At 49.7% G+C, this 24,545-nt stretch carries 23 protein-coding genes and 1 tRNA gene; 16 read left to right on the top strand and 8 right to left on the bottom strand.

Annotated elements, in window-relative coordinates; genetic code table 11:
* Positions 1-2 precede the first annotated feature (2 nt).
* Both LTAR_RS09765 and rfbF read right to left on the bottom strand, forming a co-directional pair.
* Positions 3-995, bottom strand: coding sequence for an NAD-dependent epimerase/dehydratase family protein (locus LTAR_RS09765; protein WP_062422058.1), 993 nt, complete (start codon positions 993-995; stop codon positions 3-5).
* Positions 992-1,762, bottom strand: coding sequence for a glucose-1-phosphate cytidylyltransferase (rfbF, locus tag LTAR_RS09760; RefSeq protein WP_062422057.1), 771 nt, complete (start codon positions 1,760-1,762; stop codon positions 992-994). Before rfbF ends, LTAR_RS09765 begins: the two co-directional genes overlap by 4 nt.
* A gap of 132 nt (positions 1,763-1,894) precedes the next feature.
* On the opposite strand from rfbF, the gene LTAR_RS09755 reads away from it, so the two are divergent.
* Together LTAR_RS09755 and LTAR_RS09750 are read left to right on the top strand one after the other, a co-directional pair.
* A complete protein-coding gene (locus LTAR_RS09755) occupies positions 1,895-3,124 on the top strand; it encodes a class I SAM-dependent methyltransferase (RefSeq protein ID WP_201775974.1) in 1,230 nt (409 codons plus the stop codon).
* Between the two features lie 23 nt (positions 3,125-3,147).
* Complete coding sequence (locus LTAR_RS09750; protein ID WP_062422056.1) at positions 3,148-3,798, top strand: YigZ family protein; 651 nt, start codon at positions 3,148-3,150, stop codon at positions 3,796-3,798.
* 8 nt (positions 3,799-3,806) lie between these two features.
* On the opposite strand, the gene LTAR_RS09745 is transcribed toward LTAR_RS09750, so the two are convergent.
* Positions 3,807-3,878, bottom strand: a tRNA-Gly gene (locus LTAR_RS09745).
* Between the two features lie 73 nt (positions 3,879-3,951).
* Here LTAR_RS09745 and LTAR_RS09740 point away from each other — a divergent pair.
* Both LTAR_RS09740 and LTAR_RS09735 read left to right on the top strand, forming a co-directional pair.
* Positions 3,952-4,908, top strand: a complete 957-nt coding sequence (locus LTAR_RS09740; protein WP_062422055.1) for a YitT family protein — start codon at positions 3,952-3,954, stop codon at positions 4,906-4,908.
* Positions 4,909-5,037: 129 nt separating this feature from the next.
* Entirely contained in the window at positions 5,038-8,490 is a 3,453-nt protein-coding gene (locus tag LTAR_RS09735) for a flippase activity-associated protein Agl23 (protein ID WP_062422054.1), read from the top strand.
* A gap of 6 nt (positions 8,491-8,496) precedes the next feature.
* On the opposite strand, the gene LTAR_RS09730 is transcribed toward LTAR_RS09735, so the two are convergent.
* Positions 8,497-9,498 carry a GNAT family N-acetyltransferase gene (locus tag LTAR_RS09730; protein WP_062422053.1) on the bottom strand — a complete coding sequence of 334 codons (1,002 nt, stop codon included), beginning with the start codon at positions 9,496-9,498 and terminating at the stop codon, positions 8,497-8,499.
* 121 nt (positions 9,499-9,619) lie between these two features.
* On the opposite strand from LTAR_RS09730, the gene LTAR_RS09725 reads away from it, so the two are divergent.
* From LTAR_RS09725 to recF, 3 genes are all read left to right on the top strand, one after another.
* Positions 9,620-12,091: an ATP-dependent Clp protease ATP-binding subunit gene (locus LTAR_RS09725; RefSeq protein ID WP_062422645.1), complete on the top strand. Its 2,472-nt coding sequence runs from the start codon at positions 9,620-9,622 to the stop codon at positions 12,089-12,091.
* Between the two features lie 92 nt (positions 12,092-12,183).
* Positions 12,184-12,696 (top strand): peptide deformylase, encoded by a 513-nt coding sequence (gene def / locus LTAR_RS09720; protein WP_062422052.1) that lies wholly within the window; start codon positions 12,184-12,186, stop codon positions 12,694-12,696.
* 3 nt (positions 12,697-12,699) lie between these two features.
* Positions 12,700-13,884 (top strand): DNA replication/repair protein RecF, encoded by a 1,185-nt coding sequence (recF, locus tag LTAR_RS09715; protein WP_062422051.1) that lies wholly within the window; start codon positions 12,700-12,702, stop codon positions 13,882-13,884.
* On the opposite strand, the gene rsmG is transcribed toward recF, so the two are convergent.
* Positions 13,868-14,608: a 16S rRNA (guanine(527)-N(7))-methyltransferase RsmG gene (gene rsmG / locus LTAR_RS09710; protein WP_201775973.1), complete on the bottom strand. Its 741-nt coding sequence runs from the start codon at positions 14,606-14,608 to the stop codon at positions 13,868-13,870. The genes recF and rsmG overlap by 17 nt on opposite strands.
* Before the next feature lie 343 nt (positions 14,609-14,951).
* Between rsmG and LTAR_RS09705 the strand changes: the two genes are divergently transcribed.
* The 6 genes from LTAR_RS09705 (at position 14,952) to LTAR_RS09680 (ending at position 19,247) form a co-directional block, all read left to right on the top strand.
* Complete coding sequence (locus LTAR_RS09705; RefSeq protein ID WP_062422049.1) at positions 14,952-15,527, top strand: GNAT family N-acetyltransferase; 576 nt, start codon at positions 14,952-14,954, stop codon at positions 15,525-15,527.
* Positions 15,527-16,099 carry a GNAT family N-acetyltransferase gene (locus LTAR_RS09700; RefSeq protein ID WP_062422048.1) on the top strand — a complete coding sequence of 191 codons (573 nt, stop codon included), beginning with the start codon at positions 15,527-15,529 and terminating at the stop codon, positions 16,097-16,099. Before LTAR_RS09705 ends, LTAR_RS09700 begins: the two co-directional genes overlap by 1 nt.
* A gap of 213 nt (positions 16,100-16,312) precedes the next feature.
* The gene (locus tag LTAR_RS09695) at positions 16,313-16,837 is read left to right on the top strand and encodes a transposase (RefSeq protein WP_062422047.1); all 525 of its coding nucleotides are present in this window, start codon (positions 16,313-16,315) and stop codon (positions 16,835-16,837) included.
* A gap of 185 nt (positions 16,838-17,022) precedes the next feature.
* The gene (locus tag LTAR_RS09690; protein ID WP_062422046.1) at positions 17,023-17,652 is read left to right on the top strand and encodes an HAD family hydrolase; all 630 of its coding nucleotides are present in this window, start codon (positions 17,023-17,025) and stop codon (positions 17,650-17,652) included.
* Positions 17,653-17,682: 30 nt separating this feature from the next.
* Positions 17,683-18,198, top strand: a complete 516-nt coding sequence (locus tag LTAR_RS09685) for a hypothetical protein (RefSeq protein WP_062422045.1) — start codon at positions 17,683-17,685, stop codon at positions 18,196-18,198.
* A gap of 248 nt (positions 18,199-18,446) precedes the next feature.
* A complete protein-coding gene (locus LTAR_RS09680; RefSeq protein ID WP_062422044.1) occupies positions 18,447-19,247 on the top strand; it encodes an alpha/beta fold hydrolase in 801 nt (266 codons plus the stop codon).
* A gap of 91 nt (positions 19,248-19,338) precedes the next feature.
* Here the strand turns inward: LTAR_RS09680 and rsgA are convergent, their stop codons facing one another.
* Together rsgA and LTAR_RS09665 are read right to left on the bottom strand one after the other, a co-directional pair.
* Positions 19,339-20,400 (bottom strand): ribosome small subunit-dependent GTPase A, encoded by a 1,062-nt coding sequence (gene rsgA, locus LTAR_RS09675; protein WP_062422043.1) that lies wholly within the window; start codon positions 20,398-20,400, stop codon positions 19,339-19,341.
* Between the two features lie 204 nt (positions 20,401-20,604).
* Positions 20,605-20,886, bottom strand: coding sequence for a carboxymuconolactone decarboxylase family protein (locus LTAR_RS09665; RefSeq protein WP_062422041.1), 282 nt, complete (start codon positions 20,884-20,886; stop codon positions 20,605-20,607).
* Between the two features lie 122 nt (positions 20,887-21,008).
* Here LTAR_RS09665 and LTAR_RS09660 point away from each other — a divergent pair, with 122 nt between their 5' ends.
* The gene (locus tag LTAR_RS09660) at positions 21,009-21,914 is read left to right on the top strand and encodes a LysR family transcriptional regulator (protein ID WP_062422040.1); all 906 of its coding nucleotides are present in this window, start codon (positions 21,009-21,011) and stop codon (positions 21,912-21,914) included.
* Positions 21,915-21,972: 58 nt separating this feature from the next.
* Here LTAR_RS09660 and LTAR_RS09655 read toward each other — a convergent pair whose 3' ends face one another.
* Positions 21,973-23,169, bottom strand: a complete 1,197-nt coding sequence (locus LTAR_RS09655; RefSeq protein ID WP_062422039.1) for an aminotransferase-like domain-containing protein — start codon at positions 23,167-23,169, stop codon at positions 21,973-21,975.
* 202 nt (positions 23,170-23,371) lie between these two features.
* On the opposite strand from LTAR_RS09655, the gene LTAR_RS09650 reads away from it, so the two are divergent.
* Positions 23,372-23,713: a prenyltransferase/squalene oxidase repeat-containing protein gene (locus LTAR_RS09650; protein ID WP_062422038.1), complete on the top strand. Its 342-nt coding sequence runs from the start codon at positions 23,372-23,374 to the stop codon at positions 23,711-23,713.
* Positions 23,714-23,789: 76 nt separating this feature from the next.
* Positions 23,790-24,527, top strand: a complete 738-nt coding sequence (locus tag LTAR_RS09645) for a YwaF family protein (protein WP_062422037.1) — start codon at positions 23,790-23,792, stop codon at positions 24,525-24,527.
* The last annotated feature ends 18 nt before the right edge of the window (positions 24,528-24,545 follow it).

Raw genomic sequence — 24,545 nt, 5'->3', positions numbered from 1 at the left:
CCTTAAGCCGTCAAATTATCTGTTTCATTCAGGAAGGTCTTATACCACTCAAGCGTGCGTTTCAAACCTTCGTCGAGATCGAACATGGGTTTCCAACCGAGAACCGCGCGGGCGCGTTCGGCCGAAAGGTACTGGTGACGAATTTCGTTGGAGGCTTCACCTTTTACATCGGGAACCATGTCTGAACCCATCAGCTTTAATACTTTTTCAACAACCTGCAAGACAGTCACCTGAATTTCATTGCTGAAGTTAAAGGCTGTACCCCGAAGTTCGGGCATGGCCGCCAGTTTTTCGGCCAGCAGGGTGTAGGCGGCTGCACCGTCTTCCACATAAAAGTAATCGCGGATGTATTCCCCATCAGATCGGATGATCGGACGCTGTCCTCGGAGCACAGACCGGATGGTGCCGGGGATGATCCGGTTCCAGTTCAGGTCGCCGCCGCCATAGAAGTTGCCGCAGCGGCTGATCACCACGGGCAAGTCATAGGTGATACCGTATGTCTGGGCGATTAAGTCAGCGCATGATTTGCTGGCATCATAGGGATGACGTCCCTGCAGTGGCATGCCTTCATTGTAGGGCAGAATTTCCTGATCGCCGTAGGCTTTATCCGATGACGCCACCACGATTTGTTTGACTTTGGGGCTTCTGCGGCAGGCTTCCAACAATGCCCAGGTTCCGCCAATATTGGTTTCAAATGTGGATACCGGGTTGCGGTTGGCAATGGTGACAATGGTCTGGGCAGCCAGGTGGATGACGGTGTCGATTTCGAATTCACCCAGAATCCGCTCCAACAGCTTCTGATCGCGCACATCCCCGCGGACTGTTTTGACGCGGTTAATCATTCCGGTACGCGTCAATTCTGACTGGGGAACCCAATCGCGCACAAGGCAAATCACATCAGCTCTTTGCTCCAGAAGCCGCCTGACGAGCCAGGAACCTACCAGACCGGTGGCTCCGGTCACAAAAACAGGACGATCCAACCAGAATTCGCTCATTCCCATATCTTCCACGGGGCATTTCCATCCTGCCAGAATTGTTCCAACAGTTTTTTGTCACGCAGGGTATCCATGCACTGCCAGAATCCAAAGTGGCGGTAGGCCGAAATTTGATTTATAGAAGCCAGATAATCCAGCACATCTGCTTCCAGACTGCTCAGGTCATTATTGATCACGTCGAGCAATTCGGGTTCGCAAACCATGAAACCGCCATTGATCCAACCTTCACCGGTTTGGGGTTTTTCGGTAAATTTCATCACCAGATCGCCGTCGAACTCCAATCCGCCAAACCGGGCCGGCGGACGCACGGCTGTGATGGTGACCATCTTTTTCTGGGAGCGGTGGAAGGCAAGCAATTCGTCGAGGTTAATATTGCTCACTCCGTCTCCATAGGTGATAAAGAAAGTCTCTTTCTTCAAGAAGGGCGCAAGCCGTTTAACGCGGCCGCCTGTATTGGTCTTCTGACCGGTATCTACCAGATGAACCGTCCAGGGTTCACACTCCGATTGCTCCGAAATTACCCGGCCGGTTTTCATGTCAATCGTCAATTGCCCGCTCAGGTTTGAGTAGTCAAGGAAATACCGCTTGATCATTTCTCCTTTATACCCAAGGGCAATAAAAAACTCATTATGTCCATAGTAACTATAATGCTTCAGAATATGCCAGAGAATAGGCTGATGACCGATTTCCACCAGTGGTTTTGGCCGTACTTCTGTCTCTTCAGCCAATCTGGTACCTAGTCCGCCTGCAAGTATGATGGTTTGCATCTGTTTTCCTTAAGAAATCATGAATGACAGGTGTATTTTACCTTGAACCTGCAGGTATTGAAAATAACCCGGTAATAATCCTTTATAATCATCGGCGTACTTTTGTAAATCAGCTATTCAGGAAGGCGTACTTTGACTGCAAAAGATATTAAATGCCGTTCTTGCGGCGAAACTGGTTTGACGCAAATCCTTGACCTGGGAAAAACTCCCCTGGCCAATGCATTATTAACAAAAGAGCAAACACAGCAACCGGAAGAGGTTTTCCCCCTTGACCTGTATTTTTGCCCGCATTGCAAACTTCTGCAAATTTCTGAAACAGTTTCACCAGAGAAACTTTTCCGAGATTATTTCTATTTCTCGTCATTTTCAACAACAGCTATTGAAAATGCGCGTTCTATCGCGTTTCGTCTGGTGAAAGAACGGAAACTCGATAAGCACAATCTGGTTGTAGAGCTGGCCAGTAACGATGGGTATCTATTGAAACATTATCAGGAAAAAGGTATACCGGTGCTGGGTATTGAACCGGCAGAAAATATTGCCAAAGTGGCTAACGAACAGGGTATTCCGACCATCCCAGAATTCTTTACCAGCGATTTCGCCACTACTCTGCGGCAGAAGTATCCCAACGGGGCAGACGTGATGCATGCCAACAATGTGCTGGCTCACGTGGCTGATCTGAATGGTTTTGTGGAGGGCATTGCCAAAATGCTCAATGCCACCGGTGTGGCGGTAATAGAGTGCCCTTATGGCAAGATACTGGTCGACAATGTGGAATTTGACACCATTTATCATGAGCATCTGTGTTATTACACCGTAACGGCTTTACAAAAGTTATTTATCCGCCACGGTCTCACACTGCAAGACGTGGAACTGCTGCCTATCCATGGCGGTTCCCTGCGTCTGTTTGTGGGACATGAACCAAAAATTTCTGAAGCCGTCAGGCATTTTCTGGCTGAAGAAGAAAAATGGGGTGTAAATACGGCAGATGTCTATTTAACCCTGGCAAAAAAGGTTGAGACCTTGAAAGAAGACCTCACCTCTCTTTTGAAAGATCTAAAGAGTCAGGGGAAACGGATTGCCGCCTACGGGGCATCAGCCAAAGGTGCCACCCTTTTAAACTATTTCCAGATTAACAGCAATTATCTGGATTATGTGGTGGATCGCAGTACCGTCAAGCAGGGTTACTATACTCCCGGGTCTCATCTCGAAATCCTTGCGCCTGAGAAATTACTTGAAGACAAACCGGACTATGCCCTTCTTCTGACCTGGAATTTCTGGGAAGAGATCGTTACCCAGCAGGATGCCTACCGTAAAGCCGGTGGAAAGTTCATTATTCCCATACCGGATATTCGGATCATCTGATTTTTTCAAGATAGCAGACGGTTATGACTCAGAAGGAACCTTACCCCATCCCATCGCATGAAGTGCGGGCGGAGATTCGGGTAGTCAATTCGCGTTTCATAGCCACACTGGCTCCCGCCGGCAGCGTTGATGAAGCTCGTTCATTTATCAGCCGGATCAAGGCAGAGTTTTCTGATGCCACCCACAATGTGCCGGTTTTTTTGATAGGCCACGGCGATTCGGTTACGGCTCATTGCAGTGATGACGGAGAACCATCTGGTACAGCCGGGAGACCGGCACTGGCTGTTCTTCAGGGAAGCGGACTGGGCGATGTGGTTCTTGTTGTTACCCGGTATTTTGGAGGAACAAAGCTGGGTACGGGCGGCCTGGTTCGGGCGTATTCTGATGCGGTACGGGCGGTTTTAGAGAAAGTGGAACGGTCAGTACGGGTAATGGCAGACACAGTCAGTGTCAAATTGCCTTATACCTATCTGGAACGGGTGAGACGAATTGTGGCTAATTGTGGGGGAATAGTTTTAGATGAAGAATTCGCCGCAGATGTAACGCTTACCGCCCGGCTTAAAGTTGAAACCACACCGGAATTTCAGGCACAAATCATCGAAATGACCAATGGAACGGTGAAGCCTGTCATTAGGGCGACCGAAGAAATCCTTATGCCCTGGACGAGTTCTTAAATAAAAAGAGCGGGCGACCGGATTCGGACCGGCGAATGTCAGCTTGGAAGGCTGATGCCTTACCACTTGGCGACGCCCGCATTACAAACGTCATTTTACCCGCCTGTGTCAAAGTGGTCAAGTTTCTTTCAATACTGCTTTCGGGTACAATTTGTGGCAGAATATTCTCCTGAAAATTGGATTTATATGCAAACGCCTTCCCAATCTGGTCGTGAATTCCTGAAAAAAGTGTTGAATGCTCTCGGGCATGAAAAATTCACGGCATCGATCATTATGGAATATGCCTACTTGTTAGCCGGCGCGATTATTCAAGCCCTGGCGATGCGACTTTTTCTTGTTCCGGCGCAACTGGTCAGCGGTGGAATCAGCGGTATCGGGCAGATTGTCAATTCATTTACGGGCTGGCCAATTGGTTTGATGGTTTTTCTGGGGAACATCCCCCTTTTCCTGCTTGGCTGGCGGTTTCTGGGAGGACCGCGTTTTGCCCTGCGGACAGCCCTTTCCATTACCGTATTTTCCTTCTTTACCGATGCATTCATGTGGATCATCCCCGGAGAAGGTGTGACCCATGATCTGGTATTGAACTGCCTGTATGGCGGTGTGATGCTTGGAGTGGGTTTGGGGCTCGTGTATCGCGGGCAAGGCACCTCTGGTGGAAGCGATATTCTTGGGCGGATCCTCAACTACCGGTTTGGCATTTCCATTTCCCAGTCTTATCTGATGACAGATACCCTGGTTGTGCTTGCAGGCGGTTTTGCTTTCAACTGGGAAAAGGCTCTCTACGGTCTGGTTGTCATCTATGTAAGCGGACTGGCTGCCGAAATGATCTCGGAAGGCAGCAGTGTTTTCCGTACAGCTTTGATCATCAGTTCAAAACCAGATGAGGTTTCCAGTAAAATCCTCACAGATATGGAACGCGGTGTCACCATTCTGAAAGGTACCGGTGCCTATACCGGAGCCGACCGGCCGGTGCTGTATGTGGTCATCAGCCGGGCAGAAGTAAACCAGGTTAAATCCCTGGTACAGGAAGTCGATCCGAGTGCTTTTATGGTTATCAGTCAGGCACACGAAGCTCTGGGTGAAGGTTTTAAACCGTTGCTTAAGCGCTAATTTCCACTATCTGAGTTTCATCTTCCAGGTTTGGTCTACCGGTGTAGAATCTTGTCAGATACCCGGCTTTCAAGTATAGTCGAGTAGATTTCTCACATTAACCATCTTAAAAAAACAAGTGAAAAGAATATGAATCTAGCCAAGTCTGAAATTCAAGAGGGGAATGCACAGCCAGGAATTTTAGATCGACCCTTGATGAATGTGTTGCCATCCATCAACCTCCGTCTAATGCTGTCTGTGCTGATACTGATCCTGGCAGTTGTTTCCAGGTTCTACCATATCGACCTGCGGGTAATGAGTCATGATGAAGTAAATCATGTGGTGCCTTCCTATGACCTGTATACAGGGAAAGGGTATCGCCATGACCCTGTAACGCATGGACCCATGCAATTTCATCTGGTGGCGGCTTCTTATTTCCTGCTTGGTGATTCGGATTTCAGTTCCAGAGTTCCCGCAGCTCTCTTCAGCATCGCTGCCATTGCTTTTATTCTTTTCTATTTTCCCCGCTATATTGGTAAAAACGGTGCGCTTATTGCTGCATTCCTTTTCTTAATCTCACCCTATATGTTGTTCTATGGCCGATATACTCGCAATGAAGGGTTTATTGAGCTATTCGGTGTCATGTTGTTATATGGCACACTGGCCTATCTGGAAACCGGAAAGAAAGCCTATCTTTATCTGATTACCGTGATAACGGTTCTCCATTTTTGCACGAAAGAGACGGCTTTCATCTATACGGCATTAATTTTGATCTTTTTAGCTCTGTATTTCCTGCAGGAAACATCAGATCTGAAATCGCTGGATAACCGGGCACACCGCCGATTTACCATTTTTGCTCTGCTGGCGGTTGTTTGTATCCTGGTGGCACTGGGAGCTGGGGCATGGGGTGCCAGTATGAATAAACCAGCAGAAGAAGGGGCCGATGCGGCCACCACGGCTGTTGCAACCGCCAAGGTTTTGCCTGCCTGGGTTAAAGGTTGCATTTACGGTGGAATTGGTGGAGCCCTTTTGCTGGGCGTTCTCTCGCTGACAAATCTGGTCAGTACTGTCGGGTGGGGAAAGATCCGGCGCTTGCGTTCATTTGATCTGCTGGTGCTGATCATCACGCTCATCCTGCCACAGCTTGTTGCCTTCCCCATTAAATTAATCGGGTGGGATCCACTTGACTATACAAGTAATGGAATACTGCGAACGGGTATTTTCATATTGGTTTTCCTGGGTATATCGGTTGCCATCGGATATTGGTGGAAAGGAACCACCTGGCTCAAGCTGGCCGCTCTTTTCTATACGATCTATACTGTTTTCTACACGACTTTTTTCACCAATGGTCGTGGTTTCTTTACCGGCATTGTGGGTTCTCTGGGGTACTGGTTGTCACAGCAGGGAGTGGAACGCGGGAGTCAGCCATGGTATTTCTACGGGTTGATCCAAATCCCTATTTATGAATATCTTGCGGCAGCCGGAACCATACTGGCGATCTATTTCGCCATCCGGCACAGACGGTTCATCACCTGGACATCTGCTTCACCTGCAGACCCGGAAGCGCAGGTGATGTTATATGAGGCTGGGACATCAGATTGGCTTGATGACGCCGGTGACGAAAGCGAACTCTTTGTCATTCGACCTGTTCCGGTGATGGCTCTTTTCGTTTTTTGGAGTATTGCCAGTCTGGTGTCTTATAGTGTGGCTGGTGAAAAGATGCCGTGGCTCACGGTTCACATCGCCCTTCCCATGTTGTTGACGGCCGGATGGGGGTTGGGATATCTGGTGGATACCACTCCCTGGCGGCGGGTAGCCAACCGGTCTGGGATTATAGCCCTCCTCCTCATCCCTGTTTTTTTGATGGCTTTTGCCGGCTCGCTTGGTTCACTGCTTGGCGATAAGACACCTTTTAATGGTAATACGATTGAGAATCTGGAAGCCACCAGCGCATTTATCATCTCTGTTATTCTGGCAACCGGATCGCTCTTTGGTATTTTGCGCCTACTGTGGAATTTTGAAACAAATGACCTCTTGCGATTATTTACGGCAGGAATTTTTGCCATTCTTGCTATTCTGACAATCCGAACATCTATCATGGCCAATTACATCAACTATGATACGGCCAAGGAATATCTTGTATATGCCCATGCTGCCCGCGGTCCGAAAGACATCCTCGCACAGGTTGAAGAAATTTCCCGGCGGACAACCGGAGGCAAGAATATTGTTGTTTCCTATGACAATGACGGCCTTTACCCATATTGGTGGTATTTCCGTGATTATCCCAATCACCGCTGGTATACCGATAAGCCCACACGCGAGTTGAAAGATTCTGCAGTGGTTCTTGCCGGTGATACCAATTTCGGCAAAGTAGATACAATTCTGAAAGATGATTTTGTCCAATTTACCTACATGCGGTTATGGTGGCCCAATCAGGATTATTTCAATCTCGACTGGAGCCGTATTAAAAATGCCGTGCTCAATCCGGAAATGCGTGCGGCTATTTTTGACATCTGGCTCAATAGAGATTATTCTGCTTATGCTAAATTGACCAACAACCAGAGCCTGACTCTGGAAACCTGGCAGCCGGCGGCTAAGTTGCGCATGTATGTACGCAAAGATATTGCCTCTGAAATATGGAATTATGGTGCATCTCCGGCACCTGCTGCGGCAGCAAAAGTTGATCCGTATGCCGCAAAACTAATCAATCTGCAGCCGGCTTTTGTTATTGGAACAGGAGAAAACAGTACCGCGCAATTCAATAAACCGCGTGATCTCAGTGTGGCGCCTGATGGAACGATCTACGTAGCTGACTCTGGTAATCACCGTATCCAGCATTTGAGTTCAACCGGTCAGGTTCTTCAAACCTGGGGAACGTTTGGTGATATCTCCAAAGGCGAAGCACCCGGTGGTACCTTCAATGAACCCTGGGCGGTTGTTGCAGGTCTGGATGGTTCCGTGTTTGTGACTGACACCTGGAATCACCGCATCCAGAAATTTACGGCAGACGGCCAATTCATCAAGATGTGGGGCTATTTTGGTCAGGCGGAAAAGCCCGATGCGTTCTGGGGGCCGCGCGGTTTGGCTGTAGATTCAAAAGGCAATATTTATGTCACCGATACCGGTAACAAACGGGTGGTAGTGTTCACGTCCAATGGCGATTTCGTCACTCAGTTTGGAACAGCGGGCATGGAACCGGGTCAATTTGATGAACCCGTCGGTATAGCTGTGGATAAAGATGGATTGGTTTATGTGGCAGACACCTGGAATTCTCGTATCCAGATCTTTGCACCAGACGCAACTGGAACAAACTTTTCCATGTTGCGCGCCTGGGAGGTGAATGCCTGGAAAGGACAAAGTCTGGACAACAAACCGTTTATTGCTCTGGATGCCAATAATCGAATTCTGGTGGCGGATCCAGAAGGGTATCGTGTGTTGAAATTTGACGCGGAAGGAAAACTGATCACCGGGTGGGGTGATTACAGTGCTGATGTTGACGGGTTCGGACTGGTTTCCGGTGTGGCTGTTTCACCGGATGGCAGCGTATGGGTGAGCGACGGCGGCAACAACCGCCTGTTAAATTTCAATCTGCCGCCCGAATAGCCCACATCAGGCAGTTTTATCCGTTCTAAACGAAGACTGACCCTGGTCAATGGATTGATTCATCCAGATCAGGGTCAGATGTTTTTCATAGCCAGCTGACTGGAAACAGCGTTCCGCCACACCGGTAGGGAAGTTGACTGAAATTGTGCGCACACTGGAACCTTCCAATCGAGCGGTAGTCAACAGGGCAAAAAGGGCATCTTCTTCGATATCCTGCGGGAGTGCCAGCCAGAGGTTGTCGGTGTTTCCCAGGTTGGTCTCCAGACTGGCTACACCCAGTAGACGTTCACCACGGCGTGCAGACCATTGTCTGATCGGCTCATCTTCAATAAACTGCCGAAGGCTGTTCCAGAAACCGGGTTCAAAATCTTTAATCTGAAAGGGCAGATGCCAGGCAATTTCAGGCGGATAGATGGCCTGCAGCCAGGCTTTCTGAATCGGCCAGTCTTTGGAATGACGCCGGGTCAGGTAAATGCTGCTTCCGGCCGGCAGACTTTTGTAATTACGCGGCAATGCCCGGTAGGTCGTGCGGCGGGCGACTTCTTTGAAGCCAAGACTGGAATATAACTCATAGGCACCGGGATTGTCTTCACGGACCTGCAGCCAGGCCATGCTTCCGTTGTGTTCGCGGATGTGTTTCAAGGCTGTCTGAGTAAGTTTGCGGGCTATCCCTTGCCGTCGGTAGGACGGGTTCGTGGCTACGTTGGCAATCAGGAAATGCCAGCGACCGCTGCGCAGGAAGGGTATGATGGTCAGGTTGCCAACCAGTTTTCCATCCACTTCCCAGACAAATCCCTGCATGGGAACACCGCCGCTGCCCAGGTTTTGACTCATCCCCAGAAGGGAATTTTGAGATTGGGCAACCTGCCTTATTTGACGGACGTATTCTCGGCCGTCTTCATCCATATGAAAATCAAAACAGATATCGATGAGGTCTGCTACGCCAGTCAAATCTTTGCGTGGATCCAATGGGCGGAGATGAGGATTTTTCTCTTGTAAAGACGGCATAGTATGTTTATTTTACCGTTATGTTGATATTTTTCTTATACGGTTCTGAAATATTGTATATATTGATAATGTATAATCATTCAACCGGGGATAATCTCCCCCGGCAAGGACGGACTCTATGATGCGATTTGACCGATTTACCGAGCGGGCTCAAGAAGCAGCTCAGCGAGCGGCAGAGATCATCCAACGGTATGGACACAACCAGATTGATACGGAGCATATACTTCTTGCTCTGATCGAACAACCGCAGGGTATGGTTACCCAGTTGTTGGAAGTCTTGAAAGTTGACCCTTCCACCCTCTCTGAACGATTGGACTACATTCTTCGCACCAGCCCCAAAGCCAGTATCTTTGGCGGCGGTGCCGGGCAAATATTCATCACTCCACGGGTGAAGCGGATCATGGACCTGGCAAACGAAGAAGCCAGCCGATTGAAGGATGAATATATCTCCACCGAGCACATGTTCCTGGCGATATTGAGTGAACGCAATACCCCGGCAGCTCGGCTGTTGGAAGGTGCCGGGTTGACCCGCGACCGTGTTTATGATGCCATCATTCAACAGCGCGGCGGCCAGCGGGTGACGGATCCACAATCAGAAACCCGGTTTCGCACGCTCGAAAAGTATTCCCGTGACCTGACAACCCAGGCCCGCGAAGGTAAACTTGACCCGGTCATCGGGCGTGATAATGAAATCCTGCGGGTCATGCAGATACTTTCTCGCCGTACCAAAAATAACCCGGTTCTGATAGGTGAAGCTGGTGTTGGCAAGACAGCCATCGTGGAAGGTCTGGCACAAAAAATTGCCGCGAATGACGTTCCCGAAATTCTGATGGGAAAGCGAGTCGTATCGCTAGACCTGGGTGCCATGATTGCCGGTTCGCGCTTCCGGGGCGAGTTTGAAGAGCGATTGAAAGCTGCGATCGAAGAAGTACAGCGTTCCGAAGGCGAGATCATCCTGTTTATTGATGAACTCCACACCGTGGTCGGGGCCGGAGCGGCGCAGGGAGCCATGGATGCCAGCAACATGTTGAAACCGGCTCTGGCGCGTGGAGAGCTTCAATGTGTGGGTGCCACCACGCTGGATGAATATCATAAATTCATTGAAAAAGACACGGCTCTTGAGAGACGTTTTGCTCCCGTGTTTGTTGAAGAACCCAGTGTGGATGACACCATTTCCATGCTGCGAGGTCTGCGCGACCGGTATGAAGCCCACCACAAGGTCCATTTTTCCGATGATGCCCTGGTGGCGGCGGCGCGGCTCTCAGACCGCTATGTGACCGACCGGCATCTGCCAGACAAGGCCATTGATCTGATTGATGAATCCGCTGCCAAGCTGCGTGTAGCCTTGTTCTCCATGCCGCAAGACCTGAAAGACCGCAAGAGCGATATTGACCGCATGCGCGCGGAAGAAGAACAGGCCGGTGTGGAGCGCGATTACGAGCGTGCCGCCCGCAAGAAAGCGGAACGCCTGCGCATGGAAACTGAATTTAACGAACTTCGCGACAAATGGGAAGAAGAACATAAACTCGATGAGGTTGTGGATGTGAACGACATCGCCGAGGTGGTCTGCCAGTGGACGGGTATCCCGGTCAACCAGATGATGGAAACTGAACAGACCCGCCTGCTCAAGATGGAAGAACGCTTGCATGAACGCGTCATCGGACAGGAAGAAGCCATCCACGCCGTGGCAGATGCCATCCGGCGTGCCCGCAGCGGGCTCAAAGACCCGCGGCGGCCGATTGGTTCGTTCATCTTCATCGGTCCTTCGGGTGTGGGTAAAACTGAACTGGCCAAGGCGCTGGCAGAATTCATGTTCGACGATGAAGAAGCGCTGGTACGACTGGATATGAGCGAATACCGCGAACAGCATACCGCTTCGCGTCTGTTTGGTGCGCCTCCGGGTTATGTGGGATACGAAGAAGGCGGCCAGTTGACCGAAGCCGTCCGCCGCAGACCCTACCGGGTGATTCTGTTCGACGAGATCGAAAAAGCCCATCCAGAAGTGTGGAACGCCCTGCTGCAAATTCTCGATGACGGCCGCCTGACTGATGGACAGGGCAGGGTGGTGGACTTCCGTAATACGGTTTTGATTATGACCAGCAACCTGGGGACGGAATACGTCCGCCGCAGTGGATCGCTCGGATTCCTCATCGGCGAATCGGATGAAGAACGTGAAGCGCATGACAAGGTGGAAAAGGCTTTGAAATCCACCTTCCGGCCCGAATTTATTAACCGCATCGATGAAGTTATCATGTTCTCGGCTTTGACCGTTGAACAAATGGGTCAGATTGTAGACCTGCAGATGAAAGAAGTGAGCAGCCGGTTGCGTGAACACGGTCTCGATGTCATCTTGAAACCCGAAGCTCGTGAGTGGCTGTCGCATCTCGGGTTTGACCCGGCCTTTGGTGCCCGTCCGCTGCGCCGCGCTCTGCAAAAATATGTAGAAAGCCCGTTGTCCATCAGCCTGCTTTCGGGCCAGTATTCCGAAGGAGATGTGGTTACGGTTGAACTGGATAAAGAAGCGGATAAACTTGTCTTTTCCCGGGCAGATAAGGCAGATGTGGTAAAAACCAAGGCAGAGGTTCCTGCCTGATCCGGATATTTCCCGGCCTCTCTCGTACGAAAAACCAGCGGGGAGGCCGGATTACTGTTTGTACATAGTGAACGATTGGAGATTTAAACGAAATGGCTGTGATGGATATCTTGCATCTTCCTGATCCAATCCTGCGGCGCAAGGCTCATAAAGTACTCGTCTTTGATAAGGAATTCAATAAACTGGCGGATGATATGATTGAAACCCTGCGTGCGGCTCCAGGTGTCGGTTTGGCGGCACCGCAGGTGGGTGTTTCCCAGCGATTGATTGTGATCGAGTACGGGGAAGAAGACGAAGAGGGCAAGGAAGCCCCTAAGAAATTGTATGTTGTGGCCAACCCGGAGATTATTTCCACATCTGAACAGATCGTTAATGGTGTGGAAGCCTGCCTATCTGTACCCAACCTGGTTGGGGAAGTGGAACGCTATTACGGCATCACCGTCAAAGGGCAAAACCGCAAAGGTAAACCGGTCAAAATCAAAGCCCAGGGATGGCTGGCACGCGTGTTCCAACATGAGATAGATCATCTGGATGGCATCATTTATACTGACCGGGCAACTGAAGTCTGGAAACCCAAAGAAGGTGAAGATTACGCGGCTGATTAGTCCATGCATCTGAACCGCCTTTCGCTGACAAACTTTCGTGCTTTTTCCCGCCTGGAGATGGATATCACCGGGCGGATTCTTGTTCTGGTGGGGGATAATGCCCAGGGGAAGACAAGCCTTCTGGAAGCGGTCTATTATCTGGCAACGTTTGCTTCCTTTCAGGCTGGCGCTGACCGGCAGATGATTAATTTCGAAGCCTTGAATGAACCTCTGGCGGTTGCCCGGATAGTGGCTGAATATGACCGGGGAGGCCACCCTCACCGCATGGAGGTGCGTATCATCCAGGAACCGGTTATGCCGGCCGGGACACGCACCCGTAAAGAAATTTTGCTCGATGGGGTAAAGAAAAGTGCCGCAGAAACAGTAGGACAGTTCTCTGCCGTGATCTTCCTGCCGCAAATGACACGCATTATCGAGGGCAGCCCTGACGACCGGCGTAAGTTTTTGAACATGGCTTTATGTCAGGCGGTTCCCGGGTATGCCCGCAACCTGAGTGACTACTCCCGGGTAATCACCCGTCGGAATGCCCTGTTGAAGATGCTGGCAGAAGGCCACGGTTCGCCGGATCAGCTGATTTACTGGAACAACCAGCTTGTGTCCATTGGGTCTGAAATGGTGCTGGCCCGGGCTCTGGCTGTCAAACAATTGGAGGCACATGCTTCTCGCCTTCATCTGCGGTTGACCGGAAGTATGGAGCGTTTATCCATCCGATATCAGCCCGCCATTGACCTTGATCTGGCGGTTTCGGAAGAACTGACGGAAGACGTTGTTAAAACGGCTTTTGTAAATTCTCTGAAGCGAGTACAGGGGGAAGAAATTGCCCGTGGAGTGACCGTCTGCGGTCCGCATCGAGACGATCTGCATTTTCTGTGCAACGACCTTGATTTGGGAGACTTTGGTTCACGCGGCCAGGTACGGACAGCCATGCTTTCACTGAAACTGGCCGAGGTAAACTGGATGAAAGCTCAGACCGGTGAATGGCCGGTGTTGCTGCTGGATGAAACCCTGGCTGAACTTGATCTGCACCGCCGGGCTGATCTGCAGGAGACACTGCAGGAATGTGATCAGGGTTTGTTGACCACCACCGATCTGCATCAATTTTCGGATGAATTTATGGCTGCCAGCACCATCTGGCGGGTATCAGCCGGATGTGTGAACGTGGAACGTCAGACTACAATGGACGCTTAGACGGAAGCCCGGCCCGCCGGGGATACGGTTTGGGTGTGGCGGCAACCTTATCTATGATGACCAGGAAACGTTCATCTGCTACACCGGGTAGAACAACAGGGGTAATCTGCTGAACCCGTCCACCCAGGATTTGCACGGCATGTTCGGCAGCATGCACTTCTGCCGGAGCGGATTCGCCTTTCTGCGCGATCATTCGTCCACCCACTTTGACCAGAGGCAGAAGATATTCCGCCAGCACAGGAAGGGCTGCTACAGCCCGGGCAACAGCCAGATCATACGATTCACGGTGGGCATTCAGTTGGCCCAGGTCTTCGGCTCTGGCTTGCAACACCTCGACCTTGTCCAGGTGAAGCACCTCAATCATATGGCGGCAGAAGTCCGCCTTTTTGCCTACAGATTCCACCAGAGTCAGGCGGAGTTGGGGGAATATGATTTTCAGAGGGATGCCGGGAAAACCGGCACCGGTGCCAATATCGATCACCTTTACCGGCCGGGGTTCTTTGAAACCCTGCATGCAGGTGAGCGAATCGAGAAAATGTTTGCTGCGTATTTCTTCTGGCTTGCGGATGGCGGTCAGGTTAAATTTCTCATTCCATTCCAGCAATTCTTTTTCATATAAAGAAAAAGCTTCCACCTGCCGGGGAGTCAGTTGCAGTCCAAGAAGAGTTTTGGCCTGAGTTGGTAGGAAATCCATGCGGTTATTATACCGAAGGGAAGGAGACATCGGAAAAATCCTTTTGATTTATCGGGGAAATGACATATCCACTCTTGAAGGCTACTGTCTTCCCAGGGAAGAAGAAAAATTAAGGGTTTCTGCTTGACGGATGGTCATATTCTGCATTAAAATTCGTTAAAGTAAATCAAAAAGACAGGAGTACAGATATATGATCAGACTAAAAGGAGAAAACCAAATCAGCCTCCCTGCAATGGGATGGCTTTCTGTTGACTGATTGCGCCTGTTTTTATTCAAAAAACATTTGCCACCGCGGGTGCAATCTTTTGCCCGCGGTGTTTTGTTCTTCCACGGGCTGCAACTAACCGGTCGAACTATCGAAGAGTGAGGATGTATGTTTGAAGAAGATATCATGGCGGGGAAATGGCTGCACCTGACTGAAATTGACCCTGAAGAAGACGCCGCAGTGGAAGCAACCTGGACGTGCAATAGCCGTTATCGGTTGTTAATGGAATATGATCTGCCCCGTGGTTACATTGCAGGTGAAATGAAAAAATACTACGAAACCTGCCTGGAAAAATCCGATTCACGCCGGCGGGAGTTCTACTTTGCCATGCGGGCAAATACCGATAATCGCTTTGCCGGTGTATTTACTATCCCCAGCGTGGAATGGACAAACCGGGCGGCGCAATTCTGCATCGGGTTTGGTGAGCAGGCTGACCTGCAAAACTGGGGGGATGAGGCTTTCCGGATTGCACTGCGATATATGTTCACTGAGTTGAACCTGTACCTGGTGACCATCCATATTCCGCAGTTTTTTCCCGAAATGGTGGAGATGGCTGAAAATGCCGGTTTGCAGTTATCCGCCCGCCGTCGGGAAGCGGTTTATTACAATGGACGTCGTTGGGCTGCCCTGCATTTCAGTATGCTGCTGCCGGAATGGCAGGCATTGCAGAACGGAGGTCATTAATGGACGCAGTATTGGAAGGCAGCCTGGTGACCCTGCGGGTGATGGACCCTGAGCGTGACAGTGAGTTCTACAATGCCTGGATGAAGGACAGTCTGTTTGCCCGTATGCTTGATTCGGATCCGATCATTTTCTGGCCAAAGAAGATGATGAAAGATTGGCTTGAAAAGCATATGGACGGATCCATCGTCATGATGATGTACCTCAAAGGCGAGGATACCAAACCCATAGGATTCATTGCACTGGATGGCATCAACTGGGTTGCCGGTGATGCCTGGGTGGCTATTGGTATTGGAGATCGGGAGGATTGGGGCAAAGGGTATGGCACAGATGCCATGCGTCTGATGCTGCGGTATGCCTTCTGCCAGTTGAATCTGCATCGTGTATCGCTTTCGGTGTTTGAGTACAATCCACGCGCCATTCGTTCATATGAAAAAGCCGGATTTGTGCGCGAAGGTGCCGCCCCGCAATTTGTGGAGCGCGATGGCAAACGGTATGACCTGGTTTATATGGGGGTATTGCGTTCTGAATGGAAAGATACCTGCCCGGAGGACCCTTCCTGCGATTGCATCTGATTATTCTTGAATATGCGTAGGGGCGCACGTTTTGTTCTGGCTGGCTGTCGCAATTGCTGTTCATATTACCCACATGCGTAGGGGCGCACGGAACAAATCCAGCCAATTGTTGCTTTAATTCCGCCTATTACCCACGTCAGTAGGGGCGCACGGCCGTGCGCCCCTACTGACGTGTAAAAAAGCAAACTTTCAACAAAATCATAAAATTAAAAAATGATCGAACATCCCAATCGTAAATCCACACGACTTGCCGGATTTGATTACTCTTCGGCAGGTATGTATTTCATCACCCTGGTTACCCATGAGCGCAGGCATCTATTCGGTGAAATCATTACAAGGGAAATGATTCTCAATGATTTCGGAAAATTGGCTGCGTCAGAATGGCTTCTTTCCGGTCAAATCAGGCAGGAAATTGAATTGGACGAATGGTGTATTATGCCCAATCATTTCCATGGAATCATTCTTTTGAAAGAAAATAAACAGAGAGGTCTTCTATCCGGAACATGTGTCAATGGTATTGATCGTAAACCAAAATCGCTGGGTTCGCTGGTAGCCGGATTTAAATCTTCTGTTACACATAAAATCAATGAGCGAAGAGGGACTCCGGGGATACCGGTATGGCAGCGTAATTATTATGACCATATCATCAGGGATGAAAAAGATTTAAATCGTATTCAGGAGTACATCATAAATAATCCATTGAAATGGGAAATTGACCGGGAATATTCGGACAGGTGATTTGAGGCAAATACATAGGGACGAGAGGCCGCATATCCGTTGAATGTCTTTTGATTCAAACACGTATGGGCGCACGGCCGTGCGCCCCTACCGGGCAATTGTGTATCCCTACCGGGCAATTGTGTATCCCTACCGGGCAATTGTGTGCCCCTACAGAATCTGGAAAACATGGTTACAATTCCTGCATGCCTGCACAAACAAACAAACCTGCCATAAAAGCCGTCATCTTTGACATGGGCGGTGTGATTCTGCGCACCGAAGATATGACCTCGCGCACGGAGCTCGCGGCGAAATTCGGGCTTTCTCGTCACGAATTGGAAATGATTGTTTTCCAGTCACCCGAATCCAAGCGGGCAGAATTGGGTGAATTCACCAGAGAAGAGCACTGGGAGAATGTCGCCCGGTTGCTCCATTTCCCTGAAAGCGAGCTTGACGAATTTCAGCGCGCCTACTGGGATGGGGATGCTGTGGATGAAGAATTGGAAATGTTCATCCGTGGTCTGCGGCCGAAATTTCGCACCGGCCTCTTGAGCAACGCCTGGCAGGGCACCCGCGATATGACGGTGGAGCGAGGGTATACCTTCCTGACGGCGTTTGATGTCATCATGTTTTCGTGCGAGGTTCACCTGCGAAAACCCGATCCGCGCATTTTTCACCTGATGCTCGACCGTCTGGGGGTTAATGCCTGCGAGGCGGTGTTTGTGGATGATTTCATCGATAATATTGAAGGCGCGAAGGCTGTCGGGTTGAACACGGTTTGGTTCAAAGGCCGTGAGGATGCCGTCAGGCAGTTGAGGGAGCTGGGGGTGGAGTAAAACACAGCAGGCGCGGATAAAGTGAGCCCCATGAATTACCTGATGATTCGTCAAAAAATCGATCAATTCAATTCAAATGGCGGAAATTCACCCGATCCCTCCCATCCGCGCATCCTCATTTTCACCGAGGGGACGGTGCTCGGATACCGGCATTGGTGGGAATTCTTCCAGGTTAAAAACTATGTTCCCATTGGTCGATGTGTTGAAAAAATCCTTGGTTGGGAAAAGCAGGGTGCACAGATTGTTTATCTCACCTCCTGCCGCAAACAGGCGGATGTGGCTGCCATCCGGGATATTCTTGTTGGGGCGGGCTTTCCCGGTTGCTGCCTGTATTACCGCGGCCAGAATGAAGAGTACCATTACATTGCCGAACAAATCGTCCCTGATGTGCTGATTGAGGATGACTGCCGCAGTATCGGCGGCCGCCGCAATTGGACGATCACATATATCCAGCCGGAAATCAAGGAACGTATCCATTCGATTGTGGTGCCAGAATTTCATGGTATCGATCATCTGCCAGCCGATCTATCAGCATTATTGACATAAAACAGGAACAATGTTTTGGAATAACCGAGTACTGGAAAAAAATAGATAAAAATTCGTTAAAAATGAGTTGGTGTATCACAATTTATGAAAACAAATAAGGACTGGACAATGAATTTTGAGTTGTTCAGTCCTTATAATTTGCTCTGCTTGGAAAAAGAATTCGTTCATAAAGCATTTCCTATTTCTAGCCTATAATCTACCTGAATTCAGTCAAGAATTCATTACGTCCATTTCAGATGAGGTGTTCCGTGGCAGATAAGAAACCAAGATCAGGCTATTTCAAGAACGGGCTTCCGTATAATCGAACCGGAGACGGTCCGCGCGACCTGATCGTGTTCCAGGGATTGTATTTTGAGAATAAACCCCAGCCTATTCTGTTTACGCGCACCTATAAATTCCTGACAGACCGGTACACAGTCTATGAGGTCTTGCGTAAACCGGGTTTACCTGAAGGATATACCCTCGAAAACATGGCGGATGATTACGCCGAATTGATCCAGGCGGAATTTAAACCACCGGTGGATATCATTGGTCTGTCAACAGGCGGATCGATAGCCCAGGTATTTGCTGCCAAATACCCTGATCTGGTTCGCAGACTGGTTCTCCATTCGAGCGCCTACAAATTGAGTGAACCCGCCCGGGAGATTCAGAAACGGATCGCCAGGCAGGGGAGCGAACGCAACTGGATTGGCGCGTATGCCTGGATTCTGGATTCGATTCTTCCAGTTCAGCAGCCGCAGCGGTTGCTGTTGCAGTTTGTTTTTCCTCTGGTTGCCTGGGTCATGGGGTTGACGGATCATCCCATGTCAGCCTCTGATCTGGTAATAACAGTTGATGCGGAGGACAGGTTTAATTTCAAAAACCACCTGACAGATATCCGGGTGCCTACATTGGTGGCGGCTGGAATAAATGATCCGTTCTACACAGAAGCCCTGTTCCGTGCGACGGCTGCCGGAATCCCCGGCGCCAGGCTGGCGTTGTACCCCAATATGGGACACCCTGCCTTAGGACGGCAATTCGAAACAGATGTCAGGGAATTTCTGGCCTAGGCGGGGTAGATTTCCCATTTCTTCTACGTCTGTCAATTTGATCGAACAAGACTGGGCGGATTTTATTACGTCTGACCTGCAATGAAGAGGTTTATTTTCTTACCTGCTTTTTTGCCGTCTTGATGAAACGCCCGAAATCCTTATCCTTCTTACGTTTTTCCGCGTACGATAGCTCGTGGAAATCTGCCTCAGACAGGAGTTTCATATAGCTTTCGTACCTTTCACGAGGCAGGCGGCCGTCACTCAGGGCAGCCAGCAGGGCGCAGCCATCCTCCGTTGTGTGGGTGCAATCGGCAAACCGGCAATCATTGGCCAGTTCGGCTGCGTCTGCAAAACTCTCGTGAATGCCGTCTCCCATTCCAAGGGTACCCAGCTCGCGCATACCGGGTGTATCCACCAGCATGGCTCCCCCATCAAGAACAGTCAACTGGCGGCGGGTGGTGGTGTGCCGGCCTTTGCCGTCAAACTCACGGACTTCCTGTGTTTCAAATATATTCTGACCGATGAGCCGGTTAAGCAGGGTTGTTTTTCCTACGCCTGATGACCCCAGCAGGCAGTACGTTTTTCCTGTCTCCATCAAGGCTTTCAGGTCAGCCATGCCTTCTTCCGTCCGGCTGCTTATGGGAAGAATCGTGCACCGGATCCCGGCATTCTGAACACTTTCAATCATCCGGGACAATTCATCCGGGGTGACAAGGTCTTTCTTGGATAGGAGAAGAACGGGATTCACCCGTCCGTCGAGGGCCATAACGATATACCGTTCCAACCGGTGGATGTTGAAATTGGCATCGCACGATTGCACAATAAAAGCGGTATCAATATTGGCGGCAATCGCCTGTCTGTCTTTCGATTTCCCCGCCGCTTTACGTTGAAGGAATGATTTGCGCGGATAAAGATCATAGATCACCGCGAAGGTTCCATTATCAAAGTATTGCACATTTACCCAATCCCCCACGCAGGGCATATCCATATCTGAATCGATATTGTAGAGGAAATTTCCTGCCAATTCAGCCCTGATCTCACGGGTATCATTCCGGATGAGATAGCTATCACGATCCACGGCCGAGATTCGTGCCGGGCTGCCGTCTGACTTCTTCAGGTTCTTCTGTTCCTTTTGGAACCATTCATCAAATCCAAGCTCGCGGATATCCATTCCCCAATTGTACCTGCCGCTGATCAATTTTGTACGTGGGGTTAATAAACAGATGAAACCAGAACAGAAAAGTCATTGTCCCATCTTTTTACGAGCAGATTTCTTTAAAATTCAACGGCTGGTTTCTTCTGTTTTCAGGAGTAAACCAGCCGCTCGTCAAACTTGGATTGGTATTACCTGGTTATCGCGGTTCGACTGGAATGTCTACAGGTGATTCTGTAATTCGGTGACAACCGGTCCATATTTAGCCCGTTTGCTACCGGCACTAATGGCCATCGGTATGGCCAGTACTTCAGAAATTTCCTCTGCCGTGGCACCGGCTTCCACAGCCTGTGAGTAATGCCATTGAATGCAGGGGACGCAATCTGCCATCACCGAGCAGCAAACAGCGATCAACTCTTTGGTCTTCTTGTCTATTCTCCCCGCCTCAAGGGCTTTCCCCGAAAACTGATCGTACAACTCATTGGTTTCTTCCAGCAAAAACATATTGACCTCTTTTCTCAATTGACAGGATGAACAACTCACGCAATAATACAATATCAAAATATGTGAATAGTCGTATAGAATATGATAAATAATATCGGAAAATACGATAACACGGAGCTGATATGGATTTGACACAATTGACCACCTTTCGGACGATTGCTTCGTTGGGCAGTTTCAGTCAGGCAGCGGATGTTTTAGGGTATGCCCAATCGACGGTTTCAGAACAGATCAAAAACCTTGAAATGGAATTAAACACGGCTCTTTTCAAACGGGCAGGCAGCAAGCGGGTTGCCCTGACGCCAGCCGGTGCACGGCTGCTGGACTATGCCCAGAAAATGTCCAACCTGGAGGATGAGATCAAATCTGAAGTGACGAATCCGGATGAGCCGCACGGGTCGTTTTCCATCCGCATACCGGAAACGATCAGCCAGTTCTATCTGCCTGCCTGGATGAGGCGGTTCTACAGGCGGTTTTCAAAAGTCAATCTGGGCTTTATGGACTGTGTGTATTTCGACCTTCCTGAAGAATTGAAAGCGGGGATTGTCGATCTCGGTTTTTTGATTCTCGACCAATTCATATCTGAAAACCTGGAAACAGAGATTTTGATGCCGGTTCCACTGGTGATGGTGACATACCCAGAAAATCCATTGCTTCTAAATTCATCGGTTGATCTCTCGCAACTACGAGACGAGCCCTTGTTCACTCCATCCAATGATTGCAGCTACAGCCACCTGCTGGAAAAGATCCTGACAGAGCAAAAAGTAAGAATCCCAAATGTGTGGCGGTTCAATTCGATTGAAGCCCTGAAAAAAGTGTTGATGAGCGGTATTGGCTTCACCGTCTTGCCAGAAGTCACCGTACATCAGGACGTGCAGGATGGACGGTTGGCGGTTTTACCCTGGCAGGACGGCATACTGGTATCCGCCCATCTGCTGATGATCTGGCAGAAAAACAGATGGCTGCCGCCTGCCTTGAAAGCCTTCATGGATATTGTGCGGGATGACCTGAAAGAAAAACCAACGCCATAGAGGGATGTACCTCCATGGCGTTTTCTGTAATTATGCTTTCACTTATTCCCTGACCGGCTTATAACCTGGCCTTGATCACCCGGGCCAACCGTTCCATCCCGATACAGATCTTTTCCGGTTCCACACCGCCAAAACTGATGCGCATACAATTATCGTGATTGTCGCGGTCTTCCACGAAGAATTCGCGTCCGGGCACATAGGCAACCTTCTGTGCCAGGGCATCCCCCAGAAGAGCAGTTGTGTTGACAGACTGGGGTAATTCCACCCAGGTGAACAACCCTCCGTCAGGATAGACGGCTTTGATGCTATCCGGAAGCATTTTGGCGATGCAATCCATCATCACATCGCGGCGTTCACGATGGATATCGCAAATGCGTTTGAGATGGGCATCATATAAACCGCGGTTGAAGAATTCGGCACAGATGATCTGTGCCAGTACGCTGGCATGCGAATTGGTGGCTGTTTTGACATCATACACTTTGCGGATAATCTCTTCACTGGCAAAGATATATCCCAGCCGGCTGCCGGGAGAGAATATTTTGGAGAAGCTGTTGACGAAGATTGTGTTGCCAGTCTTGTCAAAAGACTTAATCGGCGGCAGTTTTGTCCCGCTGTAGCGCATTTCGCTGTACGGATCGTCTTCCAGAATGATCACGTCGTACCGGCTTCCCAGTTCGGCCAATGCTTTCCGGCGTTCCAGGCTGGTGGTACGTCCGCTTGGATTCTGGAAGGTGGGAATCACATAGACCATTTTTGGAGAATATTTCTTTATCTTGGCTTCCACATCTTCGATCACGAGACCGTTGTCATCGGTCTCGCAGGCAATGCAGCGGGCTTCAAACAACTGGAAGATTTGTACAGCCTGAACAAAGGTGGGTGCTTCCACCAGCACCACATCACCGGGTTCAAGGTACAACTGACTCACCAGGTTCATGCTTTCGATCCCGCCGGAAACGATCAACACATTATCCATCCCGGCTGTTAATCCTTTGGGTGCCAGAAGACGGTCTGTAACTGCCCTGCGCAGGTCAGGAATACCAGTCGGATTGCCGTATTGCAGTGCCTGAATACCGCGTTTGTCCCGTGTGAGCACCTCACTGGCTATATCATGAACCAACTCCACAGGCAGGGCTTCGCGGGCTGGGGCGCCGCCGCCAAAGGATATGGTCTCCGGGTCAGTCATTGATTCAAACAATTGCCGGATGACATCGGCAGAGGCTTGCATATTGGCGATGCGTTTAGCGAATTTGGCCATGATGGATTCTCCTCGAGCGGTGGATATTGGGAATAATGGGTTAAATTATGATGACTTCTTTGATAATGCGATTGTACCCTCACAAGAAAGAATTCCCTTACCAGAAGTTGTTTTTTGTTTCGATATACAATGATTTATCCCGGCTGAATGGATCTCACACTTTAAACTGGATCCTTTACCTGCCTTACAAAACAGCGGGGATATGGCACGGGATTACTTCATCTTTCGTGATCTGCTGGATCAGTCTGTTGCGCCTGTTCAGAATCAATGGTATTTACCTGAACCTGCAAATTTGATGGGGAAACAAAAAGCGGACGGTTCATGGAAATATGGGGAAAGCGGCAGCCCATTGGTTCCAGACCAGAATTATGCCCTGTTGGAAACATACCAACATCTCCACGTGCTTGTGGAAATGTACGGCCTGACTCGGGAGCACCCGGCAATTGAAAGAGCGGCCGGTTTTATCTTCACCTGTCAAACAATCGGAATGGAATTACACCGAAGTCTTTGTGAAAACCGGAGGAAAGTAGAAGATCGTCCATAATAGCTGGTCTTTGATCCGTGAAGTATACGGCTGAAGCAAAATTGCGCAGACAGGAAAAACCGATACAATCCGATTCATGATTTCAGAATATTTTTCAAAGGATTACACGGGCGGCGCGTTTGTGCTTTTCGGGCGCGATCATTTCATGGCATTAATGGTAGTTGTTCTGATCTGCCTGGGAATCTGTCTGTTTCGTACACACTGGAAATCGGAAACCTCGAAACGGTTTACCCGATGGGGCTTGCTGGCTTTGATTTATGGCTGTGAAGGTTCCTGGCAGATCTGGATGGCTGCCATCGGTAGTTGGACAATCCAGGGGATGCTGCCGTTATGGTTATGCAGTGTCACCTCATGGACAATGCCTCTCCTGTTGGTTTTTCGAAGCCGCCGATATTACCAGTGGGCATATTTCATGGGCATAATGGGTGCTGCGATGGCGCTGTTGACCCCGGATTTGATGCAATACGGCTTTCCCCACTTTCGGTTTTTGGAATTTTTTGCCCTGCATGGTGCGATCATTATCGCTGTCGTTTATATGACGGCGGTGGAAGGATTCAGACCAACCTGGAAATCACTGGGCTGGATATTTATCGTTATGAATGTCTACTGGATATTTTGCGGCTGGGTGAACCGTCAAATCGGCAGCAATTACCTGTATACTCAGGGAAAACTACCCACACCCAGTCTGTTGGATTATCTGGGACCATACCCTCTGTACCTGATCTGGATGGAAGTGATAGGCCTGCTGTTGTGCGGTGTACTTTACCTGCCGTTTGCCATCCATTATGGGCATTCCAACATACAAAAATCCTGATACGATCGGATGTGAAAC

The organism is Leptolinea tardivitalis (assembly GCF_001050275.1).
Lineage (GTDB): Bacteria > Chloroflexota > Anaerolineae > Anaerolineales > Anaerolineaceae > Leptolinea > Leptolinea tardivitalis.
The sequence above is the reverse complement of the archived record's forward strand: the minus strand, read 5'-3'. Positions and strand labels throughout refer to the sequence as shown.